This is a genomic window from Brevundimonas sp. UBA5936 (assembly GCA_002430835.1).
Taxonomy (GTDB): Bacteria; Pseudomonadota; Alphaproteobacteria; order Caulobacterales; family Caulobacteraceae; genus Brevundimonas.
This window is the reverse complement of record DJDA01000078.1, coordinates 1-15844: the sequence shown is the minus strand read 5'-3', so window position 1 is coordinate 15844 and position 15844 is coordinate 1. Positions and strand designations below refer to the sequence as shown.

Annotated in this window: 18 protein-coding genes; 5 read left to right on the top strand and 13 right to left on the bottom strand. The window is 68.5% G+C overall.

Annotated elements, in window-relative coordinates; genetic code table 11:
* The first annotated feature begins 25 nt into the window (after nt 1-25).
* From B2Y21_RS07450 to B2Y21_RS07435, 4 genes are all read left to right on the top strand, one after another.
* Nucleotides 26-328, top strand: coding sequence for a SixA phosphatase family protein (locus B2Y21_RS07450; RefSeq protein WP_422653068.1), 303 nt, complete (start codon nt 26-28; stop codon nt 326-328).
* Nucleotides 329-355: 27 nt separating this feature from the next.
* The gene (locus B2Y21_RS07445) at nt 356-709 is read left to right on the top strand and encodes a DUF952 domain-containing protein (RefSeq protein WP_292058512.1); all 354 of its coding nucleotides are present in this window, start codon (nt 356-358) and stop codon (nt 707-709) included.
* Nucleotides 710-711: 2 nt separating this feature from the next.
* Nucleotides 712-1749 carry a quinone-dependent dihydroorotate dehydrogenase gene (locus B2Y21_RS07440; protein ID WP_292058510.1) on the top strand — a complete coding sequence of 346 codons (1038 nt, stop codon included), beginning with the start codon at nt 712-714 and terminating at the stop codon, nt 1747-1749.
* Between the two features lie 65 nt (nt 1750-1814).
* Nucleotides 1815-3722 (top strand): ATP-binding protein, encoded by a 1908-nt coding sequence (locus tag B2Y21_RS07435; RefSeq protein ID WP_292058508.1) that lies wholly within the window; start codon nt 1815-1817, stop codon nt 3720-3722.
* Here B2Y21_RS07435 and B2Y21_RS07430 read toward each other — a convergent pair.
* Together B2Y21_RS07430 and B2Y21_RS07425 are read right to left on the bottom strand one after the other, a co-directional pair.
* Nucleotides 3719-4126 carry a very short patch repair endonuclease gene (locus tag B2Y21_RS07430; protein ID WP_292058506.1) on the bottom strand — a complete coding sequence of 136 codons (408 nt, stop codon included), beginning with the start codon at nt 4124-4126 and terminating at the stop codon, nt 3719-3721. The two genes, B2Y21_RS07435 and B2Y21_RS07430, sit on opposite strands and share 4 nt — an antisense overlap.
* Nucleotides 4127-4149: 23 nt before the next feature.
* A complete protein-coding gene (locus B2Y21_RS07425; RefSeq protein WP_088410358.1) occupies nt 4150-4638 on the bottom strand; it encodes a peroxiredoxin in 489 nt (162 codons plus the stop codon).
* A gap of 135 nt (nt 4639-4773) precedes the next feature.
* Between B2Y21_RS07425 and B2Y21_RS07420 the strand changes: the two genes are divergently transcribed.
* Nucleotides 4774-5343, top strand: a complete 570-nt coding sequence (locus B2Y21_RS07420) for a YqgE/AlgH family protein (protein WP_292058504.1) — start codon at nt 4774-4776, stop codon at nt 5341-5343.
* A gap of 17 nt (nt 5344-5360) precedes the next feature.
* Here the strand turns inward: B2Y21_RS07420 and B2Y21_RS07415 are convergent, their stop codons facing one another.
* From B2Y21_RS07415 to ctaD, 11 genes are all read right to left on the bottom strand, one after another.
* The gene (locus B2Y21_RS07415) at nt 5361-6356 is read right to left on the bottom strand and encodes a serine hydrolase domain-containing protein (RefSeq protein ID WP_292058501.1); all 996 of its coding nucleotides are present in this window, start codon (nt 6354-6356) and stop codon (nt 5361-5363) included.
* Nucleotides 6357-6537: 181 nt separating this feature from the next.
* Nucleotides 6538-8211: a putative bifunctional diguanylate cyclase/phosphodiesterase gene (locus tag B2Y21_RS07410; protein ID WP_292058498.1), complete on the bottom strand. Its 1674-nt coding sequence runs from the start codon at nt 8209-8211 to the stop codon at nt 6538-6540.
* Entirely contained in the window at nt 8208-8828 is a 621-nt protein-coding gene (locus tag B2Y21_RS07405) for a GNAT family N-acetyltransferase (RefSeq protein WP_292058495.1), read from the bottom strand. The genes B2Y21_RS07410 and B2Y21_RS07405 overlap by 4 nt, the downstream gene beginning before the upstream one ends.
* A 46-nt stretch (nt 8829-8874) precedes the next feature.
* Nucleotides 8875-10089 (bottom strand): M16 family metallopeptidase, encoded by a 1215-nt coding sequence (locus B2Y21_RS07400; RefSeq protein WP_292058516.1) that lies wholly within the window; start codon nt 10087-10089, stop codon nt 8875-8877.
* Nucleotides 10090-10144: 55 nt separating this feature from the next.
* A complete protein-coding gene (locus B2Y21_RS07395) occupies nt 10145-10870 on the bottom strand; it encodes an SURF1 family protein (RefSeq protein WP_292058492.1) in 726 nt (241 codons plus the stop codon).
* Nucleotides 10867-11295 (bottom strand): DUF983 domain-containing protein, encoded by a 429-nt coding sequence (locus B2Y21_RS07390; RefSeq protein ID WP_409410799.1) that lies wholly within the window; start codon nt 11293-11295, stop codon nt 10867-10869. The genes B2Y21_RS07395 and B2Y21_RS07390 overlap by 4 nt, the downstream gene beginning before the upstream one ends.
* Nucleotides 11292-12170, bottom strand: a complete 879-nt coding sequence (locus tag B2Y21_RS07385; RefSeq protein ID WP_200168029.1) for a cytochrome c oxidase subunit 3 — start codon at nt 12168-12170, stop codon at nt 11292-11294. Before B2Y21_RS07385 ends, B2Y21_RS07390 begins: the two co-directional genes overlap by 4 nt.
* A gap of 42 nt (nt 12171-12212) precedes the next feature.
* Nucleotides 12213-12788 carry a cytochrome c oxidase assembly protein gene (locus tag B2Y21_RS07380; protein ID WP_087141734.1) on the bottom strand — a complete coding sequence of 192 codons (576 nt, stop codon included), beginning with the start codon at nt 12786-12788 and terminating at the stop codon, nt 12213-12215.
* Between the two features lie 5 nt (nt 12789-12793).
* Nucleotides 12794-13048 (bottom strand): hypothetical protein, encoded by a 255-nt coding sequence (locus B2Y21_RS07375; protein ID WP_125901211.1) that lies wholly within the window; start codon nt 13046-13048, stop codon nt 12794-12796.
* 5 nt (nt 13049-13053) lie between these two features.
* Nucleotides 13054-14031 (bottom strand): heme o synthase, encoded by a 978-nt coding sequence (gene cyoE, locus B2Y21_RS07370; protein WP_125901209.1) that lies wholly within the window; start codon nt 14029-14031, stop codon nt 13054-13056.
* A 65-nt stretch (nt 14032-14096) separates the two neighbouring features.
* Nucleotides 14097-15743 carry a cytochrome c oxidase subunit I gene (gene ctaD, locus B2Y21_RS07365; protein WP_087141731.1) on the bottom strand — a complete coding sequence of 549 codons (1647 nt, stop codon included), beginning with the start codon at nt 15741-15743 and terminating at the stop codon, nt 14097-14099.
* Between the last annotated feature and the right edge of the window lie 101 nt (nt 15744-15844).

Genomic DNA, 15844 nt, shown 5'->3' with positions numbered 1-15844 from the left:
ACGCGGCCGCCGCGACGCCGCCGCCATGGGCCGCGCCCTGGCCGAACGGGGGCTGAAGCCGGACATGGCTCTGGTCTCGGGCGCCCAGCGCACGCGCGACACCTGGGATGGCGTCAGCGAGCATTTCGGCGATGTCGAACTGCATGTCTCCGACGCCCTCTACAACGCCCCCGCCGACGTGTTGCGCCGCGCGGTCGAGGCGGCCGAGGACCAGGCGGGCTGTCTGCTGCTGATCGCCCATAACCCCGGNNGACAAGATGAGCGGCGGCTTTCCCACCGGGGCGGCGGCGATCTTCAGCGTCGATGTCGCCGGACGCCCGTCCTATGAAGGCTGGCTGACGCCGGAGACCCTGGCGTGACCGATCAGCCTGACATCGCCTTCAAGATCCTGAGCCGCGCCGACTGGCGCGCCGCCCTGGCTGAGGGCCGTTATGACGGCTCGGCGGTGGACCTGGCCGACGGCTACATCCACCTGTCGGCCGCCGACCAGTTGGAAGCCACGGCGGCGAAACACTACGCTGGCCAGACCGAGCTGATGCTGGTCGAGGTCGATCTGACCGCCCTGGGCGACGCCCTGATCTGGGAGCCGTCGCGCGGCGGCGCCCTGTTCCCCCACATCTACGGCCCCCTGCCCGTCGCGGCGACGCGCGCCGCCCGCGCCCTGTCGGTGACGGCCGACGGCCGCATGATCGTCGAAGAGACCGCCTGAACATGAGCCTGACCGACCTCGGCGCCTGGGCGCTGCGCCAACTCGACCCGGAAACCGCGCACCGCCTGGCCATCCGCGCCCTGCAGATGACGCCTCTGCCCGCGCCCGGCGCCGACGATCCGATCCTGAAGACCGTCATCGCCGGGCTGGAGATGTCCAATCCCGTCGGTCTGGCCGCCGGTCTCGACAAGAACGGCGAGGCGCTGGAGGGCCTGTCGCGCCTGGGCTTCGGCGCCGTGGAGTGCGGCTCGGTCACGCCGCGCGCCCAGCCCGGCAATCCCAAGCCGCGCCTGTTCCGCCTGGCCGAAGACCGGGCCGTCATCAACCGCATGGGCTTCAACAACGAGGGGCTGAAACCCTTCGGCGCTCGACTGGCGCGGCGTCCGACCCGCATCCCCATCGGCGCCAACCTCGGCGCCAACAAGGAGACCGAGGACAAGGCCGCCGACTATGTGATCGGGCTGCAGAAGCTGGCGGGGCTGGCCGACTATTTCACCGTCAACATCTCCTCGCCCAACACGCCGGGCCTGCGCGCGCTGCAAGGGCGCGAGGCGCTGGACGACCTGCTGAGCCGCATCCATGAGGCCCGCCCCGCCGACGGCGCGCCTGTCTTCCTGAAGATCGCGCCCGACCTGATCGGCGAAGAGATCGGCATGATCGTCGAGGCCTCCATCGCCCACCGCATCGACGCCCTGATCGTGTCCAACACGACGCTGGAGCGGCCCGCCTCGTTGCGCTCAGGCTTCGCGGGCGAGGCCGGGGGCCTGTCGGGGGCCCCGCTGAAGCCCTTCGCCCAGAAGGCGCTGGAGGCGGCGGCCGCGGCGGCGGGCGGGCATCTGCCGCTGATCGCGGTGGGGGGTATCGCCAGCGGCGCGGACGCCTACGCCCGCATTCGCGCGGGCGCCTCGGCGGTCCAGGTCTATTCGGCCCTGATCTATGAAGGCCCCGGCATGGTCGGCCGGATCAAGCGCGATCTGGCGGCCCGTTTGCGCGCCGACGGCTTCGCCAACGTGGCCGAGGCGACCGCCTCCGGCCGTTGACGGAGCATTAGGTCTCCGCCGCCATGATGCAACCGAGGGGCGCCATCGCCCGTTCGGAACGCCGCATGACGCAGACCGACGCATCCCGGAACGGATGGGCTTACGCCATCCGACAGCGGCACAAGATGCTGCCCCAACGACTTGTCGTAGGCTTGGCCTGCGCCCTGTTGTTCAGCCCTATCCTGGGCCTGCCCATCTGCCTGGGCTGGCTGGCGCTCTATCTGCTGCTGCAGGCGGCTGAGGCCGCCGCCTTCATGCCTGTGACGCGCGGCCAGGTTTCCGCACCCAAGGGGTGGCGCGCCCCCTTGGGCGATCTGGCGCTCACGGCCAACGCCAGCGCCTACGCCAGCATCGCCGTGCCGCTGTGGCTCATCGGCGGCCTGCCCGGCGGCGTGGTCGCCACCACCCTGCTGGCGGCGGGCGCGATCAATTCGGTGATCGCCTCGGCCGGCAATATGCGGGTCTTCCTCTGGACCGTCACGCCCCAGTTGGCGGTGCTGGCGTTGACGCCGCTGTTCATGGCGCGCTGGGCGGTCGAGGGCCGCTTCATACTGCCGGTCGCCATCGGCGTCGTGGCCTTCATCTTCTTCTGCCTGACCACCCGCAGCCGCCTCTACGCCTCCAGCGAGGCCGAGGCCCGCGCCCTGAAGGAAGCCGAGGGCAAACGCCGTCAGGCCGAGAGCGTCATGGCCGGCCGCAGCGCCCTTCTGGCCGCGGTGGCCCACGACCTGCGCACCCCGATCAGCGCCATCCTGACTGGCGCCCATGAACTGACGCGCGTCGCCGCCCCCTCGTCAGCAGCCCGCCAGCAGACGGCCATGATCGAGGACGCCGGGCTGATGATGAAGGGGCTGCTGGACGACCTGCTGGACCACGCCCGCCTCGATGCCGGCCGCCTCAAGGTCGAGGCGCGTGATTTCGACCTACGCGACCTGCTCAACCACACCTTCCGGCTGTGGCAGGGCCCGGTCCGGGCCAAGGGACTGCGCCTGCGCCTGGACGGCTCGCGCCATATGCCGGACGTGGTCCAGGGCGACGCCATGCGCCTGCGCCAGGTGCTGAACAATCTGATCTCCAACGCCGTCAAATTCACCGATACGGGCGTCATCACCATCCGACTGTGCTCCTGGCGCGACGAGGCCGGGCTGCACGTCCTGCTGATCGACGTGGCGGACACCGGACCGGGCATGACGGCGGGCCAGATGGACCGCCTCTTCACCCCCTTCGATCAGACCGCCGACGGCGTCGCCGCCCGCTACGGCGGCTCAGGGCTGGGCCTGGCGATCAGCCGCGATCTGGTCGAACTGATGGGCGGTCGACTGACGGTCCGCAGCCAGGCGGGGCGAGGCTCGACCTTCACCGTGGCCCTGACCCTGCCCGAAGGCGTGAAGGAGGCCGCAACGCCCGCCTCCGCCCTGGTGGCCGCCATCCCTGTCCGGAGCCTGCCCGTACGAGCGCCCATGCCGACGCCGGTTCGGGCTGAAGCCGCACTGCGCACCGAGGTCGAAACGGCGCCGATCCCGACGCCGCCTTCCGTCTCGGCCGAAGCCGATGACGCGCACGACGCGGAACGCCCCCTGCGGGTGCTGGTGGTCGACGATCACGCCATCAACCGCCGCGCCATCCAGGTGATCCTGCAAGCCCTCGACTGCGAGCTGACCATGGCCGAAGACGGCCTGGCCGCGCTGAAGGCCTGCGAGGCCGGCGTCTTCGACGTCATCTTCATGGATGTGCGGATGCCCGAGCTGGACGGCCGCGAAACCACCCGCCGCCTGCGCGCGGGCCATGGACCGAACGTCGCGACGCCGGTCATCGCCGTGACGGCCGACACCGCGCCCGAGGACATCGCCGCCTGCCTGGACGCGGGCATGAACCACTTCGTCGCCAAGCCGCTGACGCCGGCGGTGCTGCTGGCCGCCCTGAGCGAGGCGTTGGACGCGGCGGACGAGGTTGAAACCCAGGCCGTCGCCTAGCCGCGCACCCTGGCCAGCAGCCGCTCGCCCCAATCGGGCGTCTTCTGTTCGCACTCCCACAGGGTCAGCACGCGCCAGCCCTCCGCCTCCAGCTCGGCGGCGACACGGGCGTCGCGCACCCGGTTGCGGTCGATCTTGGCCAGCCAGTAGTCAGCGTTGGAGCGAGGCTGGCGCGCCCCGCGCGAGCAGTCGTGGCCGTGCCAGAAACAGCCGTGGACGAACAGGGCGATGCGCCGCCCCTTCATCACCACATCGGGTCGGCCAGGCAGGCCGCAGCCGCCCAGCCGATAGCCGATCCCGGCGCCCCGCAGCAGGCGCCGGACCTTCATCTCGGGCGCGGTGTCGCGCCCCTTCACCCGGCGCATGACGGCGCTGCGTTTTTCCGGGGTGAAGACGTCGCCCATGGTTCAATAAGCGACGCGGGTCGTCACAGCTGGGCCAGCAGGTGCTCGGCCGAAGACACCTTGAACTCGCCGCCCTGCTCGATGTTGAGCTGGTCGACCACGCCGTCCTTAACCAGCATGGAGTAGCGCTGCGAACGCTCGCCCATGCCGAAGCCCTTGGCGTCCAGCGCCAGGCCCACCGCGCGGGTGAAGTCGCCGTTGCCGTCGGCCAGCATGACCACGTCGTCGGCGCCGTTCAGATCATTGGCCTTGGCCCAGGCGCCCATGACGAAGGCGTCGTTGACCGAGACGCAGGCGACCGTGTCCACGCCCTTGCCCGCCAGATCGGCGCGATGGTCGACATAGCCCGGCAGATGGCGCGCCGAACAGGTCGGGGTGAAGGCGCCCGGCACGGCGAACAGGGCGACCGTCTTGCCGCCGAACAGCTCGGCCGTCGTGACCGGCTTGGGGCCGTCGGGCGTCATGGTCGTCAGGGTGGCGTCGGGAATGCGGTCGCCGATCTGGATGGTCATGTCGGGGTCTCCGGGAGTTCGGCCCGGACGATCCAGGACGATGGGAGTCAGATAGAGACCCGTAAGGAGATCGCCAAGCGCGCCGGGCCTTGAGAATGGCTTGCGCCCGCCATCGTCCGCCCCGATGATAGAGGCATGACCGCCTTCTCCTCCCTGACCGGGCGTCTTCTGGTGGCGATGCCGGGTATCGACGACGATCGCTTCCGCCACGCCGTCATCCTGATTTGCGCCCACGACGACGAACACGCCCTGGGCCTGCGCCTGGACCAGCCCGCGCCGGGCGTGTCCCTGGCCGAGGTTCTGGAAAAGCTGGACACCCCCGCCGACGACGCCGCGCGCGACCGTTCGGTGCTGATCGGCGGCCCGGTCGAGCGCGAACGCGGCTTCGTCCTCCATACCGCCGACTGGACCAGCGAGGACGCCAGCCTGACCTTCGGCGACGGCCTGGCCCTGACCGGCACCCGCGACGCCCTGGCCGCCATGGCCGACGCCGAGGACGGCCCCAGCCGCGCCATCCTGCTGCTGGGCTACGCCGGGTGGGGCGAGGGGCAGTTGGAGGAAGAGCTGAACGAAAACGTCTGGCTGACGACGGACGCCGACCCGGCCCTGATCTTCGACGCCGACTACGACACCAAATGGAGCCGCGCCCTGGCCGCCCTGGGCGTCGACGCCGCCCGCCTGTCCAGCCAGAGCGGCCGGGCCTGAAGGCAGCCGTAACGCCCTCAGGTTCCAAGCATCTCGCTGACGAACTCATCCGTGTGGCGACGTTTGGCGGACAGGGCGGCGACGGCGATCCGCCGGTCCTTCACCACGACGACCTCGGCCTGCGATCCCCATGTCCCGCCGTTATGGAAGGCGGCCTCTCCGTCCTTGTGCGGGGCCAAAAGCCAGCAATAGCCGATGGCGACTGCGCCCATCTGGGCCACGGGCGTTTGCGCCCTGAGCACGCCCTTCACGATCTCGTCCGGCCCCTCGCCCCAGGCGGCGCGCAGGAAACGCAGTTGATCCTCGACCGTGGAAGCCAGCATCCCCGCAGGCGCCATCTGATCGCGCAGATAGGGCACCGGGCGATCCCAGTCATTGACGCTGACCGCCACCAGATCGGGCTCTTCCTCCGGCCGCAGGAAATCCGTTCGTCGGATTCCTAACGGCCGGAGCAGCCGCTGATCCAGCAGATCGGCGAAGTCCATCCCGGCGGCGTGCGCCAGGGCTTCGCCCAGCAGGCTGACGCCCATGCTCGAATACCGAGGCGCTTCGCCGACCCGCGCCTGTTTCACCGCCGCCATGAGCATGGCGCGATACTTCGCCGCATCCACGCCGCGCCACGGATCCTTCACCGACAGGGACAGGGCGGCCAGGCTTTCGCGCCAGAACAGGGGCTTGGGCGTGTTCGGCAGTCCGCTGCGATGGCTGGCCAGTTCAACTAGGGTCGGCGGCCTGACCGGCCAGGGCAGAGCCTTGCCGAACAGATGATCCACCGGCGCCTCGGGATCGACGTCCCCCGCCTCGACCATGACGCCCAGCAAGGAGCCGGTGAAGACCTTGGTGACGGAGCCGATCTCGAACCGTCGGTCGATCTCATTGTCCGGGACGGCGGCGAAACAGAGCCTGGCACCATCCTGCACGCCGACGGCGAGCGGCGCCGACGAAGCACCTTTCAGCTTTTCAAAGCTGACATCAAGGCGCTCGTTCGTTTGAGACTCACCTTGTAAACGCATCGACTGTGCGCCCCTGAATGTAAAAACAAGAGGCGATCAATCAGTTCGACAGCAACGGGTTCAAGTTACAAATAACTTAGATACGCCCCATCCGGCCGCCATCTTTAGACGTCCGAAGCAAATCTACTTTATACGAAGACGCGAGCCACAGCCGATTCTTGTCGACCTCGCCTTGGTCAAGTCAGCCGGAGCGCGCCTTGATCGGCGCGGCGCCGTCGGCCAGGGATTCGTTCAGATAGACCTCCGCCTCCTGAGCCGGCAGGGCGGGCGCATAGCCGAAGCCCTGGCCGTAATGGCAACCGTCGTCCAGCAGAAGCTGGGCCAGGGAGGCGTTCTCCACCCCCTCGGCCACCACTTCGAGCGCCAGGTCGCGGCCCAGGTTGACGACGGATTTGACGATCTTGGCCGAGCCCTCGTCCTTGTCCATCGTCAGAACGAAGTAGCGGTCGATCTTCAGCGTGTCGAACGGCAGCTTGGCCAGGTAGGACAGGGACGAGAACCCCGTGCCGAAGTCGTCCAGCGCCAGGCTGGCCCCGGCTTCGCGCAGGGCCTTCAGCACCTCGGCGGCGCGCGCCGTGTCGCGCATGATGTCGCCCTCGGTGACTTCCAGCTTCAGCGCGCCGCGCGGCAGGCCGGCCTCCTTGATGATGCGGGCCACGTCCTCGACCAGGTGAGCGCGCTCAATCTCGCCCACCGACAGGTTGACGCTGCAGAACAGCCGCCCGGCGCTGGGGTGGCGGTGCAGCCACTCGGCCAGCTGACGCGACGCCTCGGTCATCATCAGCAGGCCCAGTTCGTTCATCAGGCCCATTTCGTCGGCCAGGGTCAGGAACTCGTCCGGCGGCACCAGACCGCGCCGGGGGTGACGCCAGCGCGCCAGGGCCTCAAACCCCGCCACGGCGCCCGTGCCCAGATTGACGATGGGCTGGAAGAAGGGCTCGATCTCGCCGCGCACGAAGGCGTTGCGCAAATCCGCCTCCAGCGCCAGTCGCGACAGGCTGTCGGTCTCCAGCGCCCGGCCATAGGCCGCCGCCCCGCCGCGCCCGGCCTGCTTGGCCTGTTCCACCGCCAGTTCGACTCGCCGCAAAAGCTCGGCGGCGTCCGGCGCGTCCGGTCCGCCCTCGGCCGTCACCGCGCCGATGGACAGGGTCGGATAGATGTCGAAGCCCGCCAGCCGCAGGGGCTGCTCCAGCGCCTCGCGCAGGCGCTCGCTGCCGCTGGCCCCGCTGCCGCCGCGCCGCACCAGGACGGCGAACTCGTCCTCGCCGATGCGGGCCGGGGCGCAATCCTCGGAAAAGGCCGCCGACAGACGCGACCCCAAGGCCGACAGCACCAGATCGGCGCGCTCATGACCCAGGGCCTCGTTAAGGCGACGCAGTCGGTCCAGGTCGGCCACCACCATCTCATAGTCGCCGGCCGCCGCCAGGGTCTCGGCCACGCGGACCAGGAAGGTGCGTCGGTCCAGCAGGCCCGTCAGCGTGTCGCGATCAGCGCCCGCGAACTTGGTTTCAAGTGCGACGATGCCCGCCGCGCGCAGGCCGTCCTCCAGCCAGACCCCGCGCCACAGGCAGGTCTCGCAGCCGCGCATCCGCAGGCGCACGGCGATCTCCGTTCCCTCGGCCTGAGGCTTGAGCAGGCGGTCGGCCAGGGCGCGGTCCTGAGGCATGGCCAGGGCGGTGAAGGCCGCGCCCGAACACTGCGGCGCCAGCGGCCCCAAACCCAGCGGCCGGGTGGCCCCGGTGAAGCGGATCTGATCTTCAGCGGGCGTCCAGATCCATAGGGCGGCGTCGGCCGCGGCGAGGGCCTCGATCGCCGTGGTCGGATCCCACGTCAGGGCTCTGGATCGTGTGCTCAAGACGGGTCCGATACTCTGACTGAAGGGGCGACGCCGGCGGCGAACTCCTGATCGAGGACGCCGAACAACAGATGGTCTGCCCATCGGCCGTTAATTTTCAAATAAGCGCGGGCGAGACCTTCCTGACGAAAACCAGCCTTTTCCAAGACGCGGCGCGAGGCGTGGTTGGTCGGCACGCAGGCGGCCTCGACCCGATGCAGCCCCAGGGCGCTGAAGGCATGGCCCAGCATGGCCCGCACCGCCGCCGTACAGACGCCCTGCCCCGCATAGGGACGGCCGATCCAGTAGCCCAGGGTGCCGGTCTCGGCCACGCCGCTCCGGATGTTGGACAAGGTGATGGCGCCCAGCAGCGCGTCGTCGGCTTGATCGAACACGAACAGGGGCCAGGCCGTGCCCTGCTCCATCTCCCGCGCATAGACGCCCAGGCGGCGGCGATAGGCGGCGCGGGTCAGATCGTCTTCGGCCCAGGCCGGCTCCCACGGCTGCAGATAGTCTCGCGATTCCTCACGCAGAGAGGCCCACGCCACATAGTCCGCGGGGCGCGGCGGGCGCAGCAGAACCCCCTGCCCGTTCAGGACCGGTCCGGTCGCCTCGGCCATCCAATCGAACAGGGCCATGGAGCAAACGATAGCGCGAAGCGATCTCGGCGTCAGCAGGCCGTGATCAGCCCGCCGCCATCCGCTGACGGAAGACGCGCCCCGCCCCGCCCGCCGCCCTGGGGCCCAGGACCGCCGTCGCCGACAATCCCTGGCTCGTCATGGCCTGGCCCACCACGCGCAGATCCTGCGCCGTCTGGGCCTCGATGCGGGCGGCGCTGTCTTCCGACGAGACCGGCGCGCCGAACGCCAGGGTCTGCCCCGCCAGACGACCCGAGCGGCTGGCCGGGCTTTCGTCGGCCATCCACAGGCTGGCGTTCAGCACGGCCTTGGCGCGCGCCAGTTCCGCCTCCGTCGGCCCCTTGTCGGCCAGGTCGAGGATTTCGGCGGCGCACAGCTCGGCCAGTTCCAGCGACCGCTCGGCCGCCGCCCCGGCGTAGACGCCCAGCAGGCCCAGATCGTCATAGGTCTCGTGATAGGCGTCGATGGCGTAGGCCAGGCCGCGATCCTCGCGCGCGCTCTGGAACAGGCGCGAGGCCATGCCCCCGCCCAGGATTTCGGTGAACAGGCGCAGGGCCGGCTGGCGCGGATCGCGCACGCCCAGACTCGGCAGCTGGAAGACCAGATTGGCCTGTTCGATCTTGCGCGCCAGCTTCGCCTCGCCGCCCGTGAAGACGGCCGGCGCCGTCGGTTCGTGCGGCGCGGCGACCGCCTGGCCGAACCAGGCCTCGGACAGGGTCAGCAGTTCGACCTCATCGACCGCGCCGGACACCGACACCACCATGTGGTCGGGCGAGTAGAGCCGCGCGCGCCAGTCGGCCACGGCCGCCCGGTCGGCGGGCGCCAGGCTGGCGATCGAGCCCAGGATCGGCCGCCCCAGGGCCTGGCCGGCGAAGGCCTGGGTCTGGGCCATCTCGAACACATGGTCATCAGGGGTGTCGAAAGCCTCGGCGATCTCCTGCGCCACCACGTCCTTCTCGCGCTCTATCTCCTCGGGCGACAGGGTCGGGCTGAACACCAGGTCGGACAGCACCTGCATGGCCAGCGGCAGGCTGCCCTTCAGGGCGCGCACGTCGAAGCTGGTGCGCTCATAGCCGGTGGCGGCGTTGATCGAGCCGCCCTCGGCCTCGATACGCTCGACGATCTCACGCGCGCCCATGTCGCCCGCGCCCTTGAAAACCAAATGCTCCAGCAGATGCGACCAGCCGGATCGGGCTTCATCCTCCATGCGGGCGCCGCCGTTGACGGCCACGGTCACGGCGATGGTGCGCAGGCCGGGCATGGGGTCGCACACGACGCGCACGCCGTTGGACAGGGTGTGAAGACGAGCAGTCAGGTCAGCGATCCTTGGAAGGCGTGGGGCGATAGCGGCGCAGCAGCAGGGCCGCGTAGAAGACGACCAGGGTGATCGCCAGGCCGAACCAGGTCAGTGCGTAGCCCAGGTGGTTGTTGCTGAAGGCGGCGGGCGGCGACACCGGCCGCAGCGCCGTCAGTTCAGGGTTAGCCGAGGTGGTCGCATAGACGGTGTAGGGCGACACCGCCCCCGTCACGCCCAGGGCCTGGGCCATCGCCGCCCGGTCGCGGCCGTAGAAGAGCTTGCCCGACGGCGGCGGCGTCATGGCGTTGGGGCCCGGCGCCTGGCGCACCACGCCCGCGACGACGACCGGCATGGCGGCCTCGACCTGCACGGCGGGGCGCTCAGTTGTTTCGGCGGGCAGGAAGCCGCGATCGACCAGCACCGCCCCTTGCCCCTCGACCGGACAGGCCGAGATCAGCCGCACCCCGGCGTCGCCGTCCTCGATGGTCTGAAGCTCGACGAAGGGGGCCGCGTTCAGGCCCCGGCAGGTCACGACCACCTGGCGAAACTCGGGATCGTCCAGCGTCAGCGCCTCGGCCAGGGGAAGCGGCGCCTGGGCCGCAGCGGCCTCGGCCTTGTCGATCAGGTCCAGCTTCCACTGCAGCCGCTTCACCTGCCACACGCCCAGCGTCAGCAAGGCGCCCAGCAGCAGGACGGCGATCACGGTCAGGATGATGGGAAAGCGAGGCCGGGCGGCGACGGTCATCGGGTCTCTCGGTGTGAATCGGCGCCCTTCTGGCGCAGCATCTGCAGGGCTGTCATCAGCCCCTTTCCCGGCCGCATCAAGGCCACGGCCAGAACCGCGACCAACGGCAGCCAGATGATCAGGTGCAGCCAGATCGGCGGGCTCCAGGCGATTTCGACGGCCAGGGCCGAGAAGCCGACCAGAAAGCCGGCGATCTGCATGATGAAGGTGGCCGCGCCGTCGCCCGTCTCGACCGAACCCAGATCGAAACCGCAGGCCTCGCAAGCGGAGCGGCGCTTCAGGAAACCCTCGAACAGCGCCCCGCGCCCGCAGGCCGGACAGCGCCCCATCAGACCCGCGCGAACGGCGGGCCAGACAAGCAAATCGGCGCGGGGCTTGGGGCCCCGCGCCGACGAAAGCTCAACTTGTCCGTCGCGTTCGATCAACCGAAGACGACGTACATGAAGACGAAGAGGAACAGCCACACCACGTCGACGAAGTGCCAGTACCAGGCGGCGGCTTCGAGGCCGAAATGCTTCTGCGGGGTCATCTGACCGGCGTAGAGGCGCAGCAGGCAGACGGCCAGGAAGATGGTGCCGACCAGGACGTGGAAGCCGTGGAAGCCCGTCGTCATGAAGAAGATGGAGCCGTACAGCTTCGACTGGGCCGCTTCTTCGCTGAAGAACAGGTGGCCGTGCAGGATGTGGTAATATTCATAGGCCTGAACGCCGGTGAACAGCACGCCCAGCAGGACGGTGATCAGCAGGCCCAGCTTGGCGCCCTTGCGATCGCCGCCGATCAGGGCGTGGTGCGCCCAGGTCAGCGTCGTGCCCGACAGCAGCAGGATGACCGTGTTCATGAGCGGCAGGCTCCACGGATCCAGCAGCTCGACGCCCTTGGGCGGCCAGGTCTGCCAGGCGGTCGCCGTGTCGGCCCAGTTGCCGACTTCCGGGATGATCGTGCGCGCTTCGTTGAAGATCGCCATGTCGAAGAACATCCAGAAGAAGGAGACGAAGAACATCACCTCCGACGCGATGAACAGCACCATGCCGTAGCGCAGGCCGATGCCGACGACCGGGGTGTGGTCGCCCTTCTTGGATTCCTTGATGACGTCGGCCCACCAGCCGTACATCGTGAACAGCACGCCCGCGAGGCCGGCGAAGAACAGCCACTTGGTGCCTTCGGGCATGCCGAACAGGCCCTTCATCCACATCACGGCGCCGACGAACATGATGCACGCGGAGAAGGAGGCGATCAGCGGCCAGGGGCTCGGATCGACCAGATGGTAGTCGTGTTGCGGTTTCGCGTGAGCGTCAGCCATTCCCAAGGTCTCTGAATTAAGGCGAGAGTCGTTTGAAGAGGGCTATAGCCCCCGCTCTCCGGCTTTGCCAACAGCAGAGTCGTTCGCAACGGCCTGCTGAAAGCCTTTGGTTGGAAAGAAGGTGTAGCTGAGGGTGATTTCGCGCACCCCCTTCACCTCGGCGTCGGTCGCCATCTCGGGCGCGACGAAATACTGCATCGGGAAGGAAACGGTCGCGCCCGGCGCGATCTCCTGCCCCTCGAAGCAGAAGCACTGCAGCTTCTGGAAGTACGGACCGGCCCGCTCGGGCACGACGTTATAGGCCGCCGTGGCGTGGATCGTCTGGTTCGAGGTGTTGGTCACCTCGAAATAGGCCATGCCCGTCTCGCCGATGCGGACCTTCTGGCTGAACTGCTCGGCCTTGAAGGTCATGGGCAGGTCGCGGACGTTGGTGTCGAAACGGATCAGGACTTCCTGGTCCAGGATCGTGGTCGGCGCCGCCTCGGCCTTCATGGTCGTGCCGTCAAAGCCCGTCACCTGGCAGAACAACCGGTACAGCGGCACGGCGGCGAAGGCCGCGCCCGTCATCAGGATGACCAGGGCCGCGCACAACAGCGCGACCGAATTCTTGTTCTTCACAGCCCTCAAGGCTCCTGGGTTACAGGCGCAGGAGCGTCCGGCTGGACCGGCGCCGGAAGGGCCGGATCGGCCCTCTCCAGCGTGGCCAGGGCCGCCGCCTCGGCTTCATGCCGCGCCTGGTTGTTGGCGTGCATGCGCGACACCGTCACGGTGTAGACCAGGGCGATAAAGGCCAGCAGGCCCAGGGCGATGGCCACGTTGCGACGCTTGCGCGCACGAACCTGTTCATCGTTCAGCTTCAGGTACTGGAGGTTGGACATGGGATTCAGACTCCGACGCCCGACAGATGCTCGACCAACAGGGCCGAGAACAACGCCATCAGGTACAAGATCGAAAAGGCGAACAGGTTGCGGGCCGGTTTGGCCTCGACCCGGACGTCATACAATGCGGCCTCTCGCCCCACGGCCTCGGCCTTGTCGGGCTGGTCGCCGGCGCGCGAGCGCCACAGGCGGAAGGCCAGGGCCAGGAAGCCCAGCCCGCCCGCGACCGACACCACCAGATAGATGGGGCCGCCCAGGCCGGTGAAGGCCGGCGCGATCGCCACCGGCACGAAGGCCAGGCTGTAGAGCAGGATCTGCAGACGGGTCGACTTGGCCCCGCGCGCCACCGGCATCATCGGAATGCCCGCCTTGGCGTAGTCGCCGGCCGAATAGAGGGTCAGGGCCCAGGTGTGCGGCGGCGTCCACATGAAGATGATCAGGAACAGCAGCCAGGCCTGCCACGGCGCGTCGCCCGTCACCGCCGCCCAGCCGATCACGGGAGGCAAGGCCCCTGCCGCGCCGCCGATGACGATATTCTGGGGCGTCCGGCGCTTCAGCACCAGGGTGTAGAGCCAGGCGTAATAGACGATGGTCAGGGCCAGCAGGCCGCCCGCCAGCCAGTTGGTCGTCATGCCCAGCAGCATGACCGAGAAGACCGACAACACCATGCCGAAGGCGATGGCGTCGTTCTTGCGCACGCGGCCCGCTGCGACCGGACGCCCGCGCGTACGGCGCATCAGGGCGTCGGTCTCGCCCTCGACCGCCATGTTCAGCGCGCCCGCCGCCCCAGCGCCGACGGCGATGCACAGAATGGCGATGACAGCGTTGACCCAGCTCAGCTGGCCCGGCGCCACGACCAGGCCCGTCACCGCCGTGAACACCACAAGCGACATGACGCGCGGCTTCAGCAGCTGGAAGAAGTCTTCCGGCTGGGCCGTGGTGACGAGGGGCGTTTCGCGGGTGGGCTGTTCGGTCATGGTCATAAAAAGCGTTAAGGCCGCCCCTCCGATTACGGAAGGGCGGCCTCTCCGGGTCTATCCGATAAGGATCAGTGGTTGTCCGCCTTGACCACCGGCAGTTCGTTGAACTGGTGGTGCGGGGGCGGCGAGGACAGGGTCCACTCCAGCGTGGTGGCGCCTTCGCCCCACGGGTTGGCCTCGGCCTTGCGGCGACGGATGGCGGATTCCAGCAGCAGCACCAGGAACACGCCGACGCCGATGATGGTGATCAGATAGCCGACCGACGAGACGTGGTTCCAGTAGGTGAAGGCTTCCGGATAGTCGACGTAGCGACGCGGCATGCCCTGCAGACCCAGGAAGTGCTGCGGGAAGAACACCAGGTTCACACCCACGAACATGATCCAGAAGTGCGCCTGAGCCAGGAACTCATTGTACTTCACCCCGAACATCTTCTCGTACCAGTAGTAGAAGGCCGCGAAGATCGAGAAGATGGCGCCCAGCGACAGCACATAGTGGAAGTGCGCCACGACGTAGTAGGTGTCGTGCAAGCTGTAGTCGATGCCGGCGTTCGACAGGACCACGCCGGTCACGCCGCCGACGGTGAACAGGAAGATGAAGCCCATCGCCCACAGCATGGGCGCCTTAAAGGTGATGGAGCCGCCCCACATGGTGGCGATCCAGCTGAAGATCTTCACGCCCGTGGGCACGGCGATGATCATGGTCGCGGCCACGAAGTAGGCGCGCAGGTTCACGCTCATGCCGACCGTGTACATGTGGTGCGCCCACACGATGAAGCCGATGAAGCCGATGGCGACCATGGCGTAGGCCATCGCGAGGTAGCCGAAGATCGGCTTCTTCGAGAAGGTCGAGACGATGTGCGAGATCATGCCGAAGCCCGGCAGGATCATGATGTACACTTCGGGGTGGCCGAAGAACCAGAACAGGTGCTGGTACATCACCGGGTCGCCGCCGCCGGCCGGATCGAAGAACGAGGTGCCGAAGTTACGGTCGGTCAGCAGCATGGTGATGGCGCCCGCCAGAACCGGCAGCGACAGCAGCAGCAGGAAGGCCGTGATCAGCACGCCCCAGGCGAACAGCGGCATGCGGTGCAGGGTCATGCCCGGCGCGCGCATGTTGAAGATGGTGGTGATGAAGTTGATCGCGCCCAGGATCGACGAGGCGCCCGCGACGTGCAGCGAGAAGATCGCCAGGTCGAACGACGGCCCCGTGTGGCCCATGGTCGACAGCGGCGGATAGGAGGTCCACCCCCCGCCAAAGCCGCGGCCCGGCCCGCCGTCGACGAACATCGACAGCACCAGCAGCACGAAGGCGAAGAAGATCAGCCAGAACGAGATGTTGTTCAGGCGCGGGAAGGCCATGTCCGGCGCCCCGATCATGATCGGGATGAAGTAGTTGCCGAAGCCGCCCATCGTCGCCGGCATGACGACGAAGAACACCATGATCAGGGCGTGGGCCGTGACCGTGACGTTGTAGCCGTGCTTGGACGCCTCGACGATCCCCAGTTGCTGGATGATCGTGCCTTCCTTGAACAGCTGGATGCCCGGCTCGGCCAGTTCCCAGCGGATCAGGCCCGACAGGGCGCCGCCGACAAGGCCGGTGAAGATGGCGAACACCAGGTACAGAATCCCGATGTCCTTGTGGTTGGTCGACAGGAACCAGCGGGTGAAGAAGCCCGGCTTATGGTCGTGTGAATCGTGAACAGCAGCGGTGGCCATGGGTCTGGGCTCTCGCGTCTCTCTTACTGAGCGGCCGGCGCGGCGGGCGCGGCGGCGGTTGCGGGGGCCGCGGGCGCTGCTGCGGGCGGGGCGGTCGGCGG